15 protein-coding genes are annotated in these 19,430 nt (G+C 54.8%); 13 read left to right on the forward strand and 2 right to left on the reverse strand.

Annotation, left to right across the window (positions count from 1 at the left end; translation table 11 throughout):
• Positions 1-4: 4 nt before the first annotated feature.
• Positions 5-3,328: a diguanylate cyclase gene (locus tag RTU33_RS12220; RefSeq protein ID WP_312627663.1), complete on the reverse strand. Its 3,324-nt coding sequence runs from the start codon at positions 3,326-3,328 to the stop codon at positions 5-7.
• 343 nt (positions 3,329-3,671) lie between these two features.
• On the opposite strand from RTU33_RS12220, the gene udk reads away from it, so the two are divergent.
• The 3 genes from udk (at position 3,672) to asmA (ending at position 6,839) form a co-directional block, all read left to right on the forward strand.
• Positions 3,672-4,313, forward strand: a complete 642-nt coding sequence (gene udk, locus RTU33_RS12225; protein ID WP_312627665.1) for a uridine kinase — start codon at positions 3,672-3,674, stop codon at positions 4,311-4,313.
• Between the two features lie 71 nt (positions 4,314-4,384).
• On the forward strand, positions 4,385-4,966 hold the full coding sequence (dcd, locus tag RTU33_RS12230; protein WP_312627667.1) for a dCTP deaminase: 582 nt from the start codon (positions 4,385-4,387) through the stop codon (positions 4,964-4,966).
• 25 nt (positions 4,967-4,991) lie between these two features.
• On the forward strand, positions 4,992-6,839 hold the full coding sequence (gene asmA / locus RTU33_RS12235; protein WP_312627668.1) for an outer membrane assembly protein AsmA: 1,848 nt from the start codon (positions 4,992-4,994) through the stop codon (positions 6,837-6,839).
• Positions 6,840-6,975: 136 nt separating this feature from the next.
• On the opposite strand, the gene RTU33_RS12240 is transcribed toward asmA, so the two are convergent.
• Positions 6,976-8,562, reverse strand: coding sequence for a TerC family protein (locus RTU33_RS12240; RefSeq protein ID WP_312627670.1), 1,587 nt, complete (start codon positions 8,560-8,562; stop codon positions 6,976-6,978).
• Between the two features lie 672 nt (positions 8,563-9,234).
• Here RTU33_RS12240 and RTU33_RS12245 point away from each other — a divergent pair.
• The 10 genes from RTU33_RS12245 (at position 9,235) to gmd (ending at position 19,430) form a co-directional block, all read left to right on the forward strand.
• Complete coding sequence (locus RTU33_RS12245; protein WP_312627671.1) at positions 9,235-10,368, forward strand: polysaccharide export protein; 1,134 nt, start codon at positions 9,235-9,237, stop codon at positions 10,366-10,368.
• A 5-nt stretch (positions 10,369-10,373) separates the two neighbouring features.
• The gene (wzb, locus tag RTU33_RS12250) at positions 10,374-10,817 is read left to right on the forward strand and encodes a low molecular weight protein-tyrosine-phosphatase Wzb (protein WP_312627673.1); all 444 of its coding nucleotides are present in this window, start codon (positions 10,374-10,376) and stop codon (positions 10,815-10,817) included.
• A gap of 2 nt (positions 10,818-10,819) precedes the next feature.
• Positions 10,820-12,982 (forward strand): tyrosine-protein kinase Wzc, encoded by a 2,163-nt coding sequence (wzc, locus tag RTU33_RS12255; protein WP_312627674.1) that lies wholly within the window; start codon positions 10,820-10,822, stop codon positions 12,980-12,982.
• A 146-nt stretch (positions 12,983-13,128) separates the two neighbouring features.
• Positions 13,129-13,971 carry a colanic acid biosynthesis glycosyltransferase WcaA gene (gene wcaA / locus RTU33_RS12260; protein WP_312627676.1) on the forward strand — a complete coding sequence of 281 codons (843 nt, stop codon included), beginning with the start codon at positions 13,129-13,131 and terminating at the stop codon, positions 13,969-13,971.
• Positions 13,971-14,462 carry a colanic acid biosynthesis acetyltransferase WcaB gene (gene wcaB, locus RTU33_RS12265; RefSeq protein ID WP_312627789.1) on the forward strand — a complete coding sequence of 164 codons (492 nt, stop codon included), beginning with the start codon at positions 13,971-13,973 and terminating at the stop codon, positions 14,460-14,462. The genes wcaA and wcaB overlap by 1 nt, the downstream gene beginning before the upstream one ends.
• Positions 14,459-15,676 (forward strand): colanic acid biosynthesis glycosyltransferase WcaC, encoded by a 1,218-nt coding sequence (gene wcaC, locus RTU33_RS12270; RefSeq protein WP_312627678.1) that lies wholly within the window; start codon positions 14,459-14,461, stop codon positions 15,674-15,676. Before wcaB ends, wcaC begins: the two co-directional genes overlap by 4 nt.
• Positions 15,651-16,871, forward strand: a complete 1,221-nt coding sequence (gene wcaD, locus RTU33_RS12275) for a colanic acid polymerase WcaD (protein ID WP_312627680.1) — start codon at positions 15,651-15,653, stop codon at positions 16,869-16,871. Before wcaC ends, wcaD begins: the two co-directional genes overlap by 26 nt.
• Before the next feature lie 14 nt (positions 16,872-16,885).
• The gene (gene wcaE / locus RTU33_RS12280) at positions 16,886-17,632 is read left to right on the forward strand and encodes a colanic acid biosynthesis glycosyltransferase WcaE (protein ID WP_312627681.1); all 747 of its coding nucleotides are present in this window, start codon (positions 16,886-16,888) and stop codon (positions 17,630-17,632) included.
• 15 nt (positions 17,633-17,647) lie between these two features.
• Positions 17,648-18,187 carry a colanic acid biosynthesis acetyltransferase WcaF gene (gene wcaF, locus RTU33_RS12285; protein ID WP_312627682.1) on the forward strand — a complete coding sequence of 180 codons (540 nt, stop codon included), beginning with the start codon at positions 17,648-17,650 and terminating at the stop codon, positions 18,185-18,187.
• A gap of 121 nt (positions 18,188-18,308) precedes the next feature.
• Positions 18,309-19,430 carry a GDP-mannose 4,6-dehydratase gene (gene gmd, locus RTU33_RS12290; protein WP_312627683.1) on the forward strand — a complete coding sequence of 374 codons (1,122 nt, stop codon included), beginning with the start codon at positions 18,309-18,311 and terminating at the stop codon, positions 19,428-19,430.

Below are 19,430 nucleotides of genomic sequence, written 5' to 3' on the forward strand. Positions count from 1 at the left end.
CGTGTCAGTTGATGGCGAAATAGCTGCTGTTGAGCGCCACGTCGAGCGGCTGGTTGACGGCAATAATGTCGCCGTAAATCAGATCCACGCCGATGCCGGAGAGGGTATCCATCATTAATGCCTGGTGAGTTGGCCCGGCAATGGTTTTCATTCCAAGACGCTGGGCGTGGCCCTGGACGATGGTCACCAACATTTCATCCATCAGGCTGGTATGGACGTTGCCGATGATTTCCGGATCCAGCATGACGTAATCGGCGCTGCCGACGGAAAGATGCTCAAACAGCTCCAGATCCTGGCCGACCTGGCTGATGATGATTTTACAGCCCGCTTTACGCAACTGACTCAACCCTTCCTGCACGCCCGCTTGTAACAGGCTTTCTGCGCTGAAGACCAGATGCAGCAGGCGCGCGGGCATCGTACTGTGGGTCAGGCCATCAAGGATTTCGTTGACCAGTACGGGCCCGGTGAGCCCCGCCGCCGAAAGTGGTAGCGTGATGCTTATTCCGCGTGCGGCAACAATGTGTGCCCAGTTACGGAAAAACTCCTGATAGATACGGCGGTCAAGCGCATGGATGAGCTCCTGATCGGCCAGCCCCTTACGGAAAGCCTGCTCCTCAACCATTTCCCCTTCGCTGGTCCATAAACGCAGAGAAAGCAGCCAGAAATGACTGCTTTCCGGCACGCGGGGAGAGGCCACGCCGCGCGCCATCAATACCAGATGGTTGTCGCGTACCATGCGCCACTGCTCATCGAGCGACATCATACTGCGCTGCTGGTGAAGCCTGTCTAACTGCGGCTCATAGACGCTGATAGTCCCACGCCCGTTATTTTTCGAGGTATAGCAGGCAATGTCCGCCTGAGACATCACTTCTGAGGCCAGATTATTGCTTTCGTCAATCAGGGTGATCCCGGCGCTGGCACCAATGCGGTGCAGGCGGCCTTCCCACATAAAGTGGTAATCGTTAATCGCCTGAACAATACGCCCGGAAATATAGCGGGCGCTTTCGACGTTGCAGTCAGGCAGCAGCAGCCCGAATTCATCTCCACCCAGACGGGCGAGAATATCGCTGGTACGCAGCATCCCGAGCATCATGGAAGAGATCTCGCGCAGCAGGGCATCGCCCGCCGCGTGACCTGCAGTGTCATTCACCGCCTTGAAGCGATCGAGATCGATATAGACCAGCGCGTGACGCTGATGGGTTTCCTGGACGGTCTGCAGCAGGCGCTTGAGATGATGCTCGAAGCTCACGCGGTTTGCCAGGTGGGTGAGGGCGTCATGCGAGGCGCTGTAGCTCAACTGGCGCAGCATTTTGCGCGATTCGGTGACGTCCTGAATCACCAGTACTGAGCCGATGTTTTGCCCGTCCAGGGTGCTGAGCGGAGTAATGCTGTAATGAATATCGTAGCTACCGCCGTTGCGACAGTGCAGCACCACGTCCTGCTCGATATCGGTTCGGGAGATATCACCGCTGTGGATGTTTTCCATCAGCGGGCCATTGTCGCCAAAGGTGATACGCAGCACGTGCAGCAGCGGCTGCTTCATCGCTTCGTCCTGATTCCAGCCGCTCATCTTTTCCGCTACCGGATTCATAAAGATGACGTTCATGTCGACGTCGGTACAGAGCACCGCTTCGCCGATGGAATCGAGGGTGATGTGCAGGCGCTCTTTTTCCTGGAACAGCGCCTCGTTGAGCAGTTTGACCTCGGTCATGTCCATATTGATGCCGAGCAGGCGATCCACTTCGCCCTGTTTGTTCAGCACCCGGTTAGCCAGCGAACGGATATGCCGAATACCCTCCTTTACCTTAATGCGAAATTCCAGCTTGAACGGTGAACGGGCGCGCAGCGCGTTGCGGATCACCTGCTCCACCTGCTCTCTGTCTTCTTCTACCAGACAATTGTGCCAGAGCTGCCAGGTGGGTTTAAGGTGAGACGGGATTTCATACAGCTCGAACATCCGCTTGTCCCAGGAGATCAGATCGGGCCCCAGCTCCCATTCCCAAATGCCGATTCCCCCCGCTTCGTTAGCGAGCGTAATTCGCTCCATCAGGCGCTTATTCACCCATTCGGTGTGCTTCAGGTCGTTGATATCTTCAATCTGGGCGATGAAATAGAGCGGCGTGCCATCGGCGTGCCGCACCAGTGAAACCGCCAGCAGCGCCCATACGACGTCACCTTTACGCGTGTAGTAGCGTTTTTCCATGGTGTAGGTATTGATTTCGCCGCTGACAAGCTGCTCAAGCTGGGCAAGATCGTTATCGAGGTCTTCCGGCCAGGTCAACTGCTGGAAAGTCATGGCGCGCAGTTCGTTCTGGCTGTAGCCGAGGAAATTACACAGCGCTTTGTTTGCCTGTAGCCACTGACCTTCCGTGCTAACCAGCGCCATGCCGATGGCCGAATATTCCATCGCGTTGCGAAAACGCTCTTCACTTTCGGTGATGTGCTTGCGTTCGGCGCGGAAGGCGTACATCACCATCGTCATTACGTTGGCGGGCAGCAGCATCATCAGGAACGGCAGCCACGGCGCGTTGCTCATCGCATAGGCCTGCGGTGTTACCAGGGTGACGGGATGGGTAGCCATCATCAGCGACACCATCATCACGGTTATCAGAAAGATGCTGAATGCTTCCATGCGTGGTAGACGGACGGCGCTCCACATCAGAAGCACGATGACACAGGTAAACGGCCACGGCAGCCACAACATTGCTATTGCGCTCAGGGCCAGGGTGACCGCCAACGTCAGCAGCGTTTCCAGCAGCAAACGCGGGTTACGGTGGCGTAGCAGATAGTGATTTTTGTAGAGCAGTCCCAGCGGTACCAGCGCCAGTGCGCCGATAGACTCAGACAGCACCCAAAGCAACAAGGTGTTTAGCCAGTTATCGCCGGGTGCCAGGATGATGACCAGAGCGCCGCCAACCAGGGGCGGAACTATGGCGCAGGCTACGGCCAGACGAATCCAGTCGTGCAGGTTTTGCAGCGGATTATAGCCTGGTAAAAATTTACGCAGCAGCAGCGCGCCCAGGGCGGCTTCCACGAGATTAATTCCGGTGAAAATCAGATTGGCGTCGCTGAAGGGGAACAGCACCATTGAGGCCAATACGCTTGAAACCGAACAGACCACGGCGATGGCCGGCCACATTTTCCCGGCGTGACGGTAGAAGGCCACCATCATGATCGAAGTGGGGAACCATAAAGGTGCTAGAATTGTTCCAAAACGCGTTAATTCGAGTGAGAAAAGCGTAAAGATAAAGGTCAGAAGCCCAAGGCTTGCCATGCGCAACAGCGGGTGACCAGGGGACTCGGATGCTCTATTTTCGGATATCTTCATTTACCGCTTTCCGCCAGGGCCTTCCGGCCGCGACTTTTCACGAGGAATTGGCCTGAATTCATTAGGATTGTAAATGGGATCATGCTAGTACAAACAATTTACATTTCCTATGCCATCTGCTCATTATTTAACAGCATTGAGAGATAAATTCGCAGTTTGCGCAAAAACGGTCAGGAGCGTCGGAAAAGTGAACATATTAATTTGCGAATAGTCACTTTTTATCCCAACGCGCGGGAATGTCGTTTTCGACTGGTATCGGGGGGCTGAAATACCTATAATTGCGGCGTTTGGCGCTCAGGCGTCACCCTTCCTCACATCCAGGTTAATCAGGTCGCAAAAACTTATGACTGATAAGTCTCATCAGTGCGTCATTATAGGCATCGCCGGCGCATCGGCTTCGGGTAAAAGTCTCATCTCCAGCACCCTTTACCGCGAATTACGTGAACAGGTTGGCGATGAACATATTGGCGTCATCCCCGAAGACAGCTATTACAAAGACCAGAGTCATCTGTCGATGGAAGATCGCGTCAAAACGAACTATGACCACCCAAGCGCCATGGATCACAGCCTGCTGTATCAGCACCTGCAGATGCTCAAGCGCGGTGAAGCGATCGAACTGCCGGTTTACAGCTATGTGGAACATACCCGTATGCCGCAGACGGTGCATATCAAGCCGAAGAAAGTGATCATCCTTGAAGGGATTTTGCTGCTGACGGATGCTCGTCTGCGTGAAGAGATGAACTTCTCCATTTTCGTTGATACGCCGCTGGATATTTGCCTGATGCGTCGTATCAAGCGTGACGTGAACGAACGTGGGCGTTCGATGGACTCCGTGATGGCGCAGTATCAGAAAACGGTGCGCCCGATGTTCCTGCAGTTTATCGAACCGTCCAAACAGTACGCCGATATTATCGTGCCGCGCGGTGGGAAGAACCGCATTGCCATCGATATTCTGAAGGCCAAAATCAGTCAGTTTTTTGAATAATTCCCCTGAATTATGTACTGTGCACTATGACCCGGCAGAGGCCGGGCTTACGGCATTAAAGGAGATAGCGCATGCGTCTGTGTGACCGAGATATTGAAGCCTGGCTGGACGAAGGCCGACTGGCAATTTCCCCACGCCCTCCGGTGGAGCGCATCAACGGTGCGACGGTGGACGTGCGCCTCGGCAATAAATTCCGTACCTTTAGCGGGCACACGGCGGCCTTTATCGATCTCAGCGGCCCGAAAGCGGAAGTCAGCGCCGCGCTCGACAAAGTGATGAGCGAAGAAATCGTGCTTGCCGAGGGCGATGCGTTTTATCTTCATCCGGGTGAGCTGGCTCTCGCCGTCACCCTGGAATCCGTCACTATTCCTGCCGATCTGGTGGGCTGGCTCGACGGTCGTTCCTCTCTTGCGCGACTGGGCCTGATGGTTCACGTTACCGCGCACCGCATCGATCCAGGCTGGTCCGGCTGCATCGTGCTTGAATTCTATAATTCGGGCAAGCTGCCGCTGGCGCTGCGTCCGGGAATGCTGATTGGCGCCCTGAGCTTTGAACCGCTCTCCGGCCCGGCGGCTCGCCCTTACAACCGCCGTGAAGACGCCAAGTACCGTGACCAGCAGGGCGCGGTAGCCAGTCGTATTGACAAAGACTGAGCGTAACGAACGCGCCGGAGACATCATGAGACGAATTCTGACAACGCTGATGATTTTGCTGGTCGTGATTGTGGCCGGCCTGTCGGCGCTGGTGCTGTTGGTCAACCCGAACGATTTTCGTGACTACCTGGTCCGCCAGGTGGCGGATCGCAGCGGCTATCAGCTTCAGCTGGATGGACCGCTGCGCTGGCACGTCTGGCCGCAGCTCAGTATTTTGTCCGGCAGAATGACCCTGACGGAGCCGGGTGCCAGCGCGCCGCTGGTGAAGGCCGACAACATGCGCCTTGATGTGGCGCTGATGCCGCTGCTGTCTCACCAACTGAAGGTCAACCAGGTGATGCTAAAAGGGGCGGTCATCGAACTGACCCCGGCGACCGAAGCCATCAAGGACGCTCAGGCACCGGTAGCACCTCGCGAGAATACGCTGCCGCAGGCACCCGAAGATCGGGGCTGGTCCTTCGATATCGCGAAGTTGCAGGTCGCTGACAGCGTGCTGGTGTTCCAGCATGAGGACGACGAACAGGTCACCGTCCGCGATATCAAGCTGCAAATGGATCAGGACGATCACTATCAGGCCAACGTTGATTTCTCTGGTCGTATCAACCGCGATCAGCGGGATTTGAATCTCTCCTTCACCGCAAAAGTCAACGCCGGGGAATACCCACACGCGCTGACCGCAAGCTTCAGCCAGCTCAACTGGCAGCTTAAGGGCGCCGATCTGCCGCCACAGGGCATTGCCGGGCAGGCATCCCTGCAGGCTGAGTGGCTCGAAGAGCAGAAGCGTCTGAGCTTCAGTCAGCTGCAGCTGACCGCCAACGACAGCACGCTGGGCGGCGAGGGCAGCGTGCTGCTCGGCGATAAACCTCAGTGGCAGCTCAATGTGCATTCCGACAAGCTGAATCTGGACAATTTACTTTCGCAGGCGAACCCCAGCGCGGACAGCGCGGTCAGCCAGCAGGGGCAGAGTCAGCCTCGCCAGCAGCGCCCGGTGATTGCCGACAGCACGAATCAGCCGGATTACAGCAGCCTGCGCGCATTCAGTGCAGCGCTGCAGCTGAAAGCCGGCCAGATCCTCTGGCGTGGTATGAACTTCACCGACGTCAACGTGCTGGCCACTAACAACTACGGCTTGCTTACTCTTGCTGAGCTTCAGGGCAAGCTGGATGGCGGCACGCTGTCGCTGCCCGGCAGACTGGATGCGCGGCAGAGCATGCCGGTTTCTGCGTTTGAACCGAAGCTCGACAACATTCAGATTGGCACGCTGCTGAAAGCGTTTAATTACTCCATCAACCTGACTGGCAAACTTTCACTGACCGGTGAGTTTGAGGGCGGCAAAATTGACGCCGACAGCTTCCGCCGCAGCTGGCAGGGGCAGGCGAAGCTGACGCTACTGGATTCCCGTGCGGAAGGGCTTAACTTCCAGCAACTGGTGCAGCAGGCGGTGGAACGCAGTACTAACGTGAAGGCAAAGGAAAGCCTGGAGAGCGCGACCCGGCTTGACGAATTTACCAGCAGCATGACGCTGGATAATGGCACCCTGTCGCTGAATGACATGAGCGGAAAATCGCCGATGATGGCCCTTGGCGGCAAAGGGGCGATGGATCTGGTGAAGGAAGATGCTGATATGCGCTTTGACGTAACAGTGCTGGGGGGCTGGCAGGGGGAAAGCAAGCTGATCGATACCCTGAAAAACACCGCCATTCCACTTCGGGTCTACGGCAAGTGGGATGCGCTTAACTACAGCCTTCAGGTTGACCAGGTATTGCGTAAACAGCTGCAAAGCGAAGCCCGCGATCGTCTGAAAGCCTGGGCGGACAAAAACCAGGACAGTCAGTCCGGCAAAGATGTTAAAAAGCTGCTCGACAAACTGTAAGTCCGCTTAATCTTAACGCCGGGTGTGAATGCCCGGCGGCAATTCGTTTGCGCGGGCCTGCAGGGTTCGGCAGGCCGGATAAGGCATCAGCGCCACCGGGCAAAAAGAGCCTCTGTACCGTTTACCGGCCGCTTCATTACACTTCGTAATTCAATTCATCTTCATCGCGCTGTGGTGGAATAACCAGTACCCGCTGCACGCGATGATTTTCCACCTGCAGCGTTTTCAGCATAAAACCACCTACCTCGACGCTTTCACCTGCCTGCGGCACTCGCTGTAAATGCTCCATAATCAACCCGGCAATGGTGTGGTACTCCCGCTTCTCGTCCAGCGGCATCGGCACAAACTGCACCAGATCCTCCAGCGGCATATGCCCGTTGGCCGTCCAGCTGCCGTCGGCATTCTTCTGAATATCATGGCGGGCATCTGTTTCCTGCGCTTCGTTCGGCAGGTTACCGGCGATCGTTTCCATCACGTCGCTCAGTGTCACAATCCCTTCCACGGATCCAAACTCATCGACTACAAAGGCAAAGTGTGTTCTGGCATTACGAAACTGTTCCAGAGCGGGCAAAAGCGGCAGCGTTTCCGGGAAAACCAGAGGCTGGCGCAGCAGCGCGCGCAAATCCAGCGGGTCGCCACGCAGCGACTGTGCGAGCAAATCAATGACGTGCACCACGCCCACCAGTTCCTCTTCGTTTTCTCCGCCGGTGATGACCAGGCGGGTATGCTGGTTTTTTTCCAGCAGGGCGCGCACTTCCTCTTCCGGCGCGCTGAGGTCGATGTGCTCAATATCGTGACGGGAGGTCATGATGCTGCTGACGCTGCGCTGATTGAGGTTCAGCACCCGTTCGATCATGCGTCGCTCCTGCGGCTCGAACACGGGCTCATCTTTATGGTCGGCAATCAGCGAGGCGGTTTGCGCATCCAGTTCCGCATCCTCTTTTTGCCCGCTCAGCAGCCGCATAACGGCTTCCGTCGTTCGGCTGCGCAGGCTCTGGTTAGCGGACAAAAAACGGCGACGATTGAAGTTCGCCAGCTGGTTCAGGGCCTCAATCATCACCGAGAAGCCGATCGCTGCGTACAGATAGCCTTTCGGAATGTAGAAGCCAAACCCTTCCGCGACGAGGCTAAAGCCAATCATCAGCAAAAAGCTCAGACACAGGATGACGATGGTCGGGTGGCTGTTCACAAAGCGCGTCAGTGCTTTGCTGGCGAAGAGCATCATAGAGATGGCAATAACGACTGCCGCCATCATCACCAGCAGATGGTCGACCATGCCGACGGCAGTGATCACTGAATCGAGAGAGAAAACGGCGTCCAGCACCACAATTTGCGCCACCACCGCCCAGAACTTCGCGCCCCTGCGCTGCGTCGGGCCGTCATTGTTCTTACCTTCCAGCCGCTCATTAAGCTCTACCGTGGCCTTAAACAGCAAAAAAAGACCGCCACCGAGCATAATGAGGTCGCGCGCGCTGAAGCTAAGATCGCGGAAGCTAAAGAGTGGGCGGGTGAGGGTCACCAGCCAGGAAATCGAGGCCAGCAGCAGCAAGCGCATCACCATGGCCAGAATCAAGCCAGTGATACGCGCCCGGTTGCGCTCTGCCGGAGGCAGCTTTTCCGCGAGAATCGCGATAAAAACCAGATTATCGATCCCGAGCACCAGCTCGATAACCACTAAAGTAATGAGGCCTGCCCAGATTGAGGGATCGGCAATCCATTCCATATGTTGTTTAACACCTTCTGCGATATGAAAATTGTCACACCAGGATCATGGATAACGGTGGACGGAATTGCAATGTATATTGAGGATAATCTTAAATTGAAGTTATTGCTCAACAACATATTATCCATATTGTTTCTGTTATTAATTATATTGTCACTTTGTTATGTCTGTTTTTGTTCGGGAACGTTATGTCATTTCTGTCAATATAAAGATAATCCTAAAAAGAATCTGGCTTTCTTAATATTTATCCTAAAAGCAGGCCTGTCAGGCATTGTGTCCTTGTCGAAAATAACGGTTACTGCAACAATTCACATGCATAAATAAACGTTATCAGCATGCCACTTACACTTTATTTCTGAAGCGATATTGGGCATGTCTGTTTTATATGCCATCTCACATTGTTCTGGGCGGAATTATCACCGGAACTCTGTATAACATTATGATTAAGCAGTGGATTGGTAACTGAAAGCCAAGGGCGGTAGCGTGCCTGATGGCCGCGAAATTAGCCTGAATTATTCTGTCAACTGCTGCTGGATCGATAACGGTCTTTTAGGAATGATACCAGTTATATTTCGTTTCGGTTAACGGCATTCTCAATCGAAATGATCGGAATGCATTCTGGTTTGTTTTATTCGCACAGGATAATTTCTCCGCCAAAGTGAAAAATAATCAATGATGAAATCTCAACTGAAATTGATGCCATTATTGGTGTCTGCAATCCTGATGAGCGGTTGCACGGTTCTCCCCGGCAGCAATATGTCGACCTTCGGCAAAGATGTGATTAAGCAGCAGGATGCTGATTTTGACATCGACCGGATGGTGAATGTTTATCCGCTGACCCCGCGACTGATTGAACAACTGCGTCCGCGTCCAAACGTGGCGCAACCGAATATGTCGCTGGATCAGGAGTTAAGCAATTATCAGTACCGCGTGGGCCCCGGTGACGTGCTGAGCGTAACCGTCTGGGATCACCCGGAGCTTACCACTCCGGCGGGCCAGTACCGCAGCTCCAGCGACACCGGTAACTGGGTGCAGCCTGACGGCTCGATTTTCTATCCGTACATCGGCCGCGTGCAGGTGGCCGGGAAAACGCTCTCTGAAATCCGCAGCATGATCACGGGTCGCCTGGCGACCTATATCACCGATCCGCAGGTGGATGTGAACGTGGCGGCGTTCCGCTCGCAAAAGGCCTACGTTTCAGGCCAGGTGAATAAATCCGGGCAGCAGGCCATCACCAACGTGCCGCTGACCGTGCTGGACGCCATCAACAACGCCGGCGGCATGACCGATCTGGCCGACTGGCGCAACGTCGTGCTGACGCACAACGGTAAAGAAGAGCGCATTTCTCTGCAGGCGCTGATGCAAAACGGCGACCTCAGCCAGAACCGCCTGCTCTACCCGGGCGATATTCTCTTCGTGCCGCGCAACGACGATCTGAAGGTCTTCGTGATGGGCGAAGTGAAAAAACAGAGCACCCTCAAAATGGACTTCAGCGGTATGACGCTGACCGAGGCGCTGGGCCAGGCGGAAGGTATCGATATGACCGCCTCCAACGCCAGCGGCATCTTCGTGATCCGTCCACTGAAAAACGACAAGAGCGGCAAGATTGCTAGCGTCTATCAGCTGGATATGTCCGATGCGACGTCGCTGGTCATGGCCACCAACTTCACGCTGCAGCCGTACGACGTGGTGTACGTTACTACCGCGCCGGTCGCGCGCTGGAACAGGCTTATCAACCAACTGCTGCCAACCATCAGTGGCGTTCGCTACATGACGGATACGGCGAAAGATATCCATACCTGGTAACCCTTATGTTCAACAAAATTCTGGTGGTATGCGTCGGCAATATCTGCCGCTCCCCGACGGCGGAGCGGCTGCTGAAAAATTATCTTCCGTCGCTTAGCGTCGAGTCTGCGGGCCTGGGCGCACTGGTCGGTAAAGGGGCAGATGAATCCGCCGCAAGCGTGGCAGCGGTACACCAGATTTCCCTGGACGGGCACTGCGCCCGTCAGCTCTCCGGCAAGATGTGCCGCGAATACGATCTCATTCTGACCATGGAAAAAAGCCACATTGCCCGGCTGTGTGAGATCGCACCGGAGATGCGCGGCAAAGTGATGCTGTTTGGTCACTGGGACAATGAGCGTGAAATCCCCGACCCTTATCGCAAGAGTCGTGAAGCCTTTGAAGCGGTTTACCACTTACTCGATCAGTCTGCGCGCCAGTGGGCGCAGGCACTGAAAGTACAGCAGGGATAACAATGACAGATAACGTAAAACAGGCGCACCCGCACGCGTCGGGCAGTGATGAAATTGATATTGGCCGCCTGGTCGGTACGGTGGTGGAGGCCAAATGGTGGGTGCTTGGCATTACCTCGCTGTTTGCCGCCGCAGCGGTGATTTATACCCTGTTCGCCACGCCTATCTACAGTGCGGATGCATTGGTGCAGATTGAGCAGGACACCAGCAGCTCGCTGGTGCAGGATTTAAATTCGGCCCTGAGCAACAAACCCCCCGCGTCCGACGCGGAGATCCAACTGATTCAGTCGCGTATGGTGCTCGGCAAAACGGTGGACGATCTGAATCTGGATATCGCGGTCACCAAAAACACGATGCCGGTGTTTGGTGCGGGCTGGGAGCGCCTGATGGGGCGCGCGAACGAAAGCGTCAGTGTTGAAACGTTCACCGTTCCGGCGGGCATGCATGACCAGGTTTTCACTCTTGAAGTACTCGGGCATAACCGCTACCAGCTGACCAGCGACGGCGGATTCAGTGCGCGCGGTGAAGTTGGCCAGCCGCTCAGTAAGTCGGGTGTTACCCTGCTGGTCAGCGCCATTCACGCGCAGGCGGGCGGTGAGTTTACCGTCACCAAATACTCCACGCTCGGCATGATCAACACGCTGCAAAACAACCTTTCCGTGACGGAAAACGGTAAAGACACCGGCGTCCTGAGCCTGACCTATACAGGTGAAGATAAAAACCAGATCCGCGAAATTCTCAACAGCATTGCGCAGAACTATCTGGCGCAGAACGTGGAGCGCAAATCGGAAGAGGCCTCCCGCAGCCTGAGCTTCCTCGCGAAGCAGCTGCCGGAAGTGCGTGAGCGTCTGGATTCCGCTGAAAACAAGCTCAACGCCTACCGCCAGCAGAAAGATTCTGTGGATATGTCTCTGGAAGCGAAGTCCGTTCTTGATTCGGTGGTGAACATTGATGCTCAGCTCAACCAGCTGACCTTCAGCGAAGCGGAGATTTCCAAGCTCTACACCAAAAAGCATCCTGCCTACCGCACGCTGCTGGAAAAACGCCGCACGCTGGAAGAAGAGAAGGCCAATCTGAACAAACGCATCACCGCGATGCCGGAAACCCAGCAGGAAATCGTACGCCTGACGCGCGACGTAGAGTCCGGCCAGCAGGTTTATATGCAGCTGCTGAACAAACAGCAGGAGCTGAAGATTCAAGAAGCGAGCACCGTCGGCGATGTGCGCATCGTTGACCCGGCGATCACCCAGCCGGGCGTGCTGAAGCCGAAAAAGGCGCTGATTATCCTCGGCGGCATTATTCTCGGCCTGATGCTCTCCATTCTCGGCGTGCTGCTGCGCTCGCTGTTTAACCGCGGCATTGAAAGCCCGCAGGTGCTGGAGGATAACGGCATCAACGTTTATGCCAGCATTCCGCTCTCTGAGTGGCAGAAGCAGCGCGATCAGGTCAAAACGATTAAGGGCGTTAAGCGCTTCAAGCAGAGCCAGCTGCTGGCGGTGGGTAACCCAACGGACCTCGCGATTGAAGCGGTGCGCAGCCTGCGTACCAGCCTGCACTTTGCCATGATGCAGGCCAGCAACAACGTGTTGATGTTAACCGGGGTCAGCCCGTCAATCGGTAAAACGTTCGTCTGCGCCAACCTGGCGGCGGTGATCAGCCAGACCGGCAAGCGTGTGCTGCTGATCGACTGCGATATGCGTAAGGGTTATACCCACGAACTGCTGGGAACGACGAATGAGAGCGGCCTGTCAGACGTGCTGGTCGGCAAAGCGGATATCGCGAACTGTGCTAAACGCACGTCCATTACTAACTTCGACCTGGTGACCCGCGGGCAGGTGCCGCCGAATCCGTCTGAGCTGTTGATGAGCGATCGCTTCAGCGAGCTGGTGAACTGGGCGAGCAAAAACTACGACCTGGTGCTGATCGATACGCCGCCAATCCTCGCGGTAACCGATGCCGGCATAATTGGTCGCCATGCGGGCACCACGCTGATGGTGGCTCGTTATGCGGTCAATACCCTGAAGGAAGTGGAAACCAGCCTCAGCCGCTTTGAGCAAAACGGTATTCAGGTGAAAGGCGTGATCCTCAACTCCATCTTCCGCCGGGCTACCGGCTACCAGGATTACGGCTACTACGAGTACGAGTACAAGTCCGACAGTAAATAACCGTTACCCTCACCCCGACCCTCTCCCTGAAAGGGAGAGGGAGAAAGACGCCCGGAGTAACAAGACGTCAATACGTCTACGGATTGTCCCCTCGCCCCTCTGGGGAGAGGGTTAGGGTGAGGGGCAAGCCACTTTAGGGGAACACAATGACAACAGCAAACCCTTTGATCTCCATTTATATGCCGACCTGGAACCGACAGCAGCTGGCCATTCGCGCCATCAAATCGGTGCTGCGCCAGGACTATCCGCACTGGGAAATGATCATTGTTGACGACTGCTCCTCTTCCTTTGAACAGCTGGAGCAGTTTGTCGCGGGGCTGGACGACGCGCGTATCAGCTACGTTCGCAACGACTTTAACTCTGGCGCTTGCGCGGTGCGTAACCAGGCCATTTTGCAGGCCAGGGGGCAGTTTATTACCGGTATCGACGACGACGATGAGTGGACACCGAATCGTCTTTCGGTCTTCCTCGAACACAAACATCAGCTGACGACACATGCCTTTTTGTACGCTAACGACTACGTCTGCGAAGGGGAAGTCTACTCCCAGCCGGCGAGCCTGCCGCTGTACCCGAAATCACCGTTCTCCCGCAAGCTGTTCTTTAAGCGCAACATCATCGGCAATCAGGTGTTCAGCTGGGCCTGGCGCTTCAAAGAGAGCCTGTTCGATACCGAACTGAAGGCGGCGCAGGACTACGACATTTTCCTGCGCATGGTCACGGAATACGGCGAACCGTGGAAGGTAGAAGAGGCGACCCAAATTCTGCACATCAATCATGGCGAAATGCAGATAACGTCGTCGCCGAAGAAGTTCTCCGGCTACTTCCACTTCTACCGCAAGCACAAAGACAAGTTCGACCGGGCGAGCAAAAAGTATCAGCTTTTCACGCTCTACCAGATCCGCAATAAGCGCATGAACTGGCGCACACTGCTGACCTTATTGTCCGTGCGCAACGGCAAACGCCTGGCCGACGGCCTGCGGGGGAAATGATGTGGCTTGAAGATCTACGCGCTAACAGCTGGAGCCTGCGCCCGTGCTGTATGGTGGTCAGCTATCGCATCGCCCACTTCTGTTCGGTGTGGCGCAAGAAAAGCGTCATCAACAACCTCTGGGCTGCTCCGATCCTGCTGATGTACCGCTTTATCACCGAATGCCTGTTCGGCTACGAAATTCAGGCGGCTGCCACCATTGGTCGCCGCTTCACCATTCATCACGGCTATGCCGTCGTTATCAATAAATTCGTGGTGGCGGGCGATGATTTCACCATTCGCCACGGCGTGACGATTGGTAATCGCGGGCCGGATAGCCTGGTGTGTCCGGTTATTGGCAACGGCGTAGAGCTGGGTGCCAACGTGGTGATGATTGGTGATATCACCATCGGCAACAACGTCACCGTTGGGGCGGGCAGCGTGGTGCTGGAGAGCGTGCCGGACAACGCGCTGGTGGTAGGTGAAAAAGCGCGGGTAAAGGTAATTAAATGAATATTCTGCAATTTAACGTCCGTCTCGCGGAAGGCGGGGCGGCAGGCGTGGCGCTGGATCTGCACCAGCGGGCGCTGCAAAAGGGGCTGCCGTCGCGTTTTGTGTACGGCTATGGCAAAGGCGGCAAGAAAAGCGTCAGCCATGACGACTACCCGAACGTCATTAAACAAACGTCACGCGTGACCTCAATGGCGAATCTGGCGCTGTTTCGCCTGTTCAATCGCGATGTGTTCGGCAACCTCAACAATCTGTACCGCACCGTAACCCGTACCGCCGGGCCGGTGGTGCTGCATTTTCACGTGCTGCACAGCTACTGGCTGAATCTGGAAGAGGTGGTGGATTTCTGCCACAAGCTGAAAGAGCACAAGCGGGATGTGCGATTTGTCTGGACGCTCCACGATCACTGGAGTGTGACCGGGCGCTGTGCGTTCCTCGACGGCTGTGAGGAGTGGAAAAGCGGCTGCGGAAAATGCCCGACGCTGACCAATTACCCGCCGGTAAAAATCGACCGCGCGAGCCAGCTGGTGAGCGGTAAGCGTCAGCTGTTTCGCGAGATGATCGCGCTGGGCTGTCAGTTTATCTCTCCGAGCCAGCACGTTGCCGATGCCTTTAACCGTCTGTATGGGGAAGGCCACTGCCAGATCATTAACAACGGCATTGATGTGGCGACCGAAGCGATTCTCGCCGAGCTGGCGCCACAGAGCGTGACGGGAAGCAAACCGAAAATTGCCGTTGTTGCCCATGACCTGCGCTATGACGGAAAAACGAATCAGCAGCTGGTGCGCGACATCGTGGCGCTCGGCGATGCGGTGGAAGTGCACACCTTCGGCAAGTTTTCACCCTTTGAAGGGCGCAACGTCATTAACCACGGCTTTCTGACCAACAAGCGCCAGCTGATGAGTGAGCTCAATCAGCTTGACGCACTGCTGTTCACCTCACGGGTTGATAACTACCCGCTGATTTTATGCGAAGCGCTCTCCATCGGCGTGCCGGTGATCGCCACCCCAAGCGAGGCTGCGCAGGAAGTGCTGGAAAAATCCGGCGGACGGACCGTCACTGAAGAAGAAGCGCTGGCGCTGGTCACGAAGCCGAAAGCGGAGATTGCGCAGGCGATTTTTGGCACCACGCTTGAGGCGTTCCGTGACCGCAGTCGCCAGGCGTACAGCGGACAACAGATGCTGGAGGAGTATGTCTCGTTCTATCAGAATCTGTAGCTATCTGCTGCTGCCGCTGATTTACCTGCTGGTTAACGTCAAGATTGCCCAGCTTGGTGAAAGCTTCCCTATTACCATTGTGACCTTTTTGCCGGTGCTTTTATTGCTCTACGTTGAGCGCATCAACCTGAAAAAGCTGATGATTGCGCTGGGGGCCGGGGCCGGACTGACGCTTTTTAACTACATTTTTGGTCAGTCGCTGGATGCCAGCAAGTATGTCACCTCGACCATGCTGTTTGTCTACATCGTCATCATTATTGGGATGGTGTGGAGTATTCGCTTCAAAACGGTTTCCCCCCACAACCATCGTAAGATTTTGCGCTTCTTTTATGTGGTGGTTGCGCTGGTGGTGATGCTGGCGGCACTGGAAATGGCGCAGATTATCCTCAGCGGCGGCAGTAGCCTGATGGAGACGATTTCGAAATATCTGATTTACTCCAACAGCTATGTACTGAACTTTATCAAGTTCGGCGGTAAGCGAACCACCGCGCTTTATTTCGAACCGGCATTCTTCGCTCTGGCACTAATCTCAATTTGGCTCAGCATCAAACAGTTCGGTATCAAAACGCCTAAGACCGATGCTATGATTCTGGCAGGAATCGTTCTCTCAGGATCGTTTTCAGGGGTGATGACCTTTATCCTGTTTTATTTGCTGGAGTGGGCTTTCCAGTATCTGAATAAGGAAGCGATCAGCAAAAAGCTGCCGCTGGCAATTATTTCGCTGGCCGTATTTTTAGTGGGGCTTGTTTTTGCCTTTCCGTATATATCGGAGCGCCTTGGCGATCTCGGAACGGAAGGGTCGTCATCGTATTATCGTATTATCGGGCCGCTGGTCATGGTGGGTTATTCATTGACCCATATCGACGGCGTTGTGCGTTTCGGATCGCTTTATGAATATGTCGCATCATTCGGAATCTTTAACGGTGCGGACGTCGGCAAAACCATAGACAATGGTCTGTATCTGCTGATTATTTATTTTTCGTGGTTCGCCGTATTACTGACTGCCTGGTATATGTCGAAAGTCGCCAGAATGATGATTAGCGCATTTGGTAATAACCAAAACTTTCGCGTGCAGCTGTATCTGTTTTTCCCGGTGTCGCTGTTCTTTACCGGTTCGATATTTAGCCCGGAATATGCGTTTTTAATTGTCTGTCCTTTTATTCTGCGTAAAGCGCTGAAGCTCACGGACAGCTAATAAGGAGTCAAAACATGCTGCTGAGTGTGATTACCGTTGCATTTCGAAATTATGAAGGCGTGGTGAAAACCTGGGCGTCACTGGCTCATCTGGCACGCGATCCGGGCATAGAGTTTGAGTGGATTGTCGTCGATGGCGGCTCTGCGGATGGTACCGAGGAGTTTCTAAAAAAACTCAACGGTGACTGTGGCTTACGCTATGTCAGTGAAAAGGATAACGGCATCTACGACGCCATGAACAAAGGGATAACCATGGCGCAAGGTCAGTTCGCCATCTTCCTCAACTCTGGCGACGTGTTCCATGAAGATATTGCCGCGAGCGTGCGTCAGTTAAGGAACAAAAACGATCGGGCCATGTATATCGGTGATGCCATGCTGGATTTTGGCGAAGGTCACAAAGTGCGTCGTAGTGCGAAACATGGCTGGTATATCTACCACAGCTTGCCGGCAAGCCATCAGGCTATTTTCTTTCCGCTGAGTGGATTGCAGAAATACCCTTACGATTTGCAGTATCGGGTCTCTTCCGATTATGCGCTGGCGGCAAGAATGTATAAAGAGGGCTATGCCTTTAAACGCATAAAAGGTCTGGTGTCTGAATTTTCCATGGGTGGGGTGTCAACCTCAAATAATCTGGAATTGTGCCAGGATGCGAAGAAAGTGCAGCGCCAGATATTGCGGGTTCCGGGTTTCTGGGCAGAAATGTCTTATATGCTCAGATTGCGCACGACGGGTAAAACGAAAGCCTTATATAACAAAGTCTGAATATAAGGATAACGCATGCAGGAATTAAAGGGTTTCTCGGTGCCAAAAGGGTTTCGGGGGGCGGGTGGTATTAAAGTTCAGCTGTGGTGGGCGGTACAGGCAACGTTATTTGCCTGGTCACCACAAATACTGTATCGCTGGCGGGCATTTTTATTACGCCTGTTTGGCGCAAAAATCGGAAAAAACGTAGTTGTTCGTCCATCGGTGAAGATTACTTATCCGTGGAAATTAACGCTGGGCGATTATGCCTGGGTCGGCGATGACGCGGTGTTATATACCCTGGGTGAAATTACCATTGGTGCAAATTCAGTGGTTTCCCAGAAGTGTTATTTGTGTACCGGCAGTCACGATTATATGAGCGCGCACTTTGACATTAATGCGACGCCGATTGTGATTGGCGAGAAATGCTGGCTGGCAACGGATGTGTTTGTGGCACCCGGCGTGACGATCGGTGACGGCACCGTCGTGGGCGCACGCAGCAGCGTTTTTAAATCGCTACCGGCAAACGTGATTTGCCGTGGCAATCCCGCAGTAACGATACGCCAACGAGCGTGAGTGCTTTCACTCTCACCCTAACCCTCTGAGAAGAGGGGACGGTTTTCTCCCTCACCCCTTTGGGGAGAGGGCTGGGGTGAGGGGCAAGGGCAACCTGAACTATTTACAGAGGAAAATTATCATGACTAAAGTCGCACTCATTACCGGCGTTACCGGGCAAGATGGCTCTTATCTGGCCGAACTGCTGCTTGAGAAAGGCTATGAAGTTCACGGTATCAAGCGCCGTGCATCTTCCTTCAACACCGAGCGCGTGGATCACATTTACCAGGATCCGCACGCCAGCAACCCGAAATTCCACCTGCACTACGGCGATCTGACCGACACCTCCAACCTGACCCGTATTCTGCAGGAAGTGCAGCCGGACGAAGTCTACAACCTGGGTGCGATGAGCCACGTTGCGGTCTCCTTTGAATCACCGGAATACACCGCTGACGTGGATGCCATCGGCACGCTGCGCCTGCTGGAGGCAATTCGCTTCCTGGGCCTCGAGAAGAAAACCCGTTTCTACCAGGCCTCCACCTCCGAGCTGTATGGCCTGGTGCAGGAAATCCCACAGAAAGAAACCACGCCGTTCTACCCGCGCTCTCCGTATGCGGTAGCGAAAATGTACGCCTACTGGATCACCGTTAACTACCGTGAATCCTACGGCATGTACGCGTGCAACGGCATTCTATTCAACCACGAATCTCCACGCCGTGGCGAAACCTTCGTGACCCGCAAAATCACCCGCGCGATTGCCAACATCGCTCAGGGCCTGGAGAAGAAGCTGCACCTCGGCAATATGGACTCCCTGCGCGACTGGGGCCACGCCAAGGACTACGTGAAAATGCAGTGGATGATGCTGCAGCAGGAAAAACCGGAAGATTTTGTTATCGCCACCGGCGTGCAGTACTCCGTGCGTCAGTTCGTGGAAATGGCAGCAGCACAGCTGGGCATCAAACTGCGCTTTGAAGGCACCGGCGTGGAAGAGAAAGGTATCGTCGTTTCCGTGACTGGCCATGACGCACCGGGCGTGAAGCCGGGCGATGTGATTGTTGAGGTTGACCCGCGCTACTTCCGCCCTGCTGAAGTGGAAACCCTGCTGGGCGATCCGACCAAAGCGCACGAAAAACTGGGCTGGAAACCAGAAACCACCCTGCAGGAAATGGTCAGCGAAATGGTCGCCAAAGATCTGGAAGCGGCGAAGAAACACTCCCTGCTTAAGGCTCACGGCTACGAGGTAGCCATCGCGCTGGAGTCCTGA

It is taken from the genome of Scandinavium sp., assembly GCF_032012665.1.
GTDB lineage: Bacteria > Pseudomonadota > Gammaproteobacteria > Enterobacterales > Enterobacteriaceae > Scandinavium.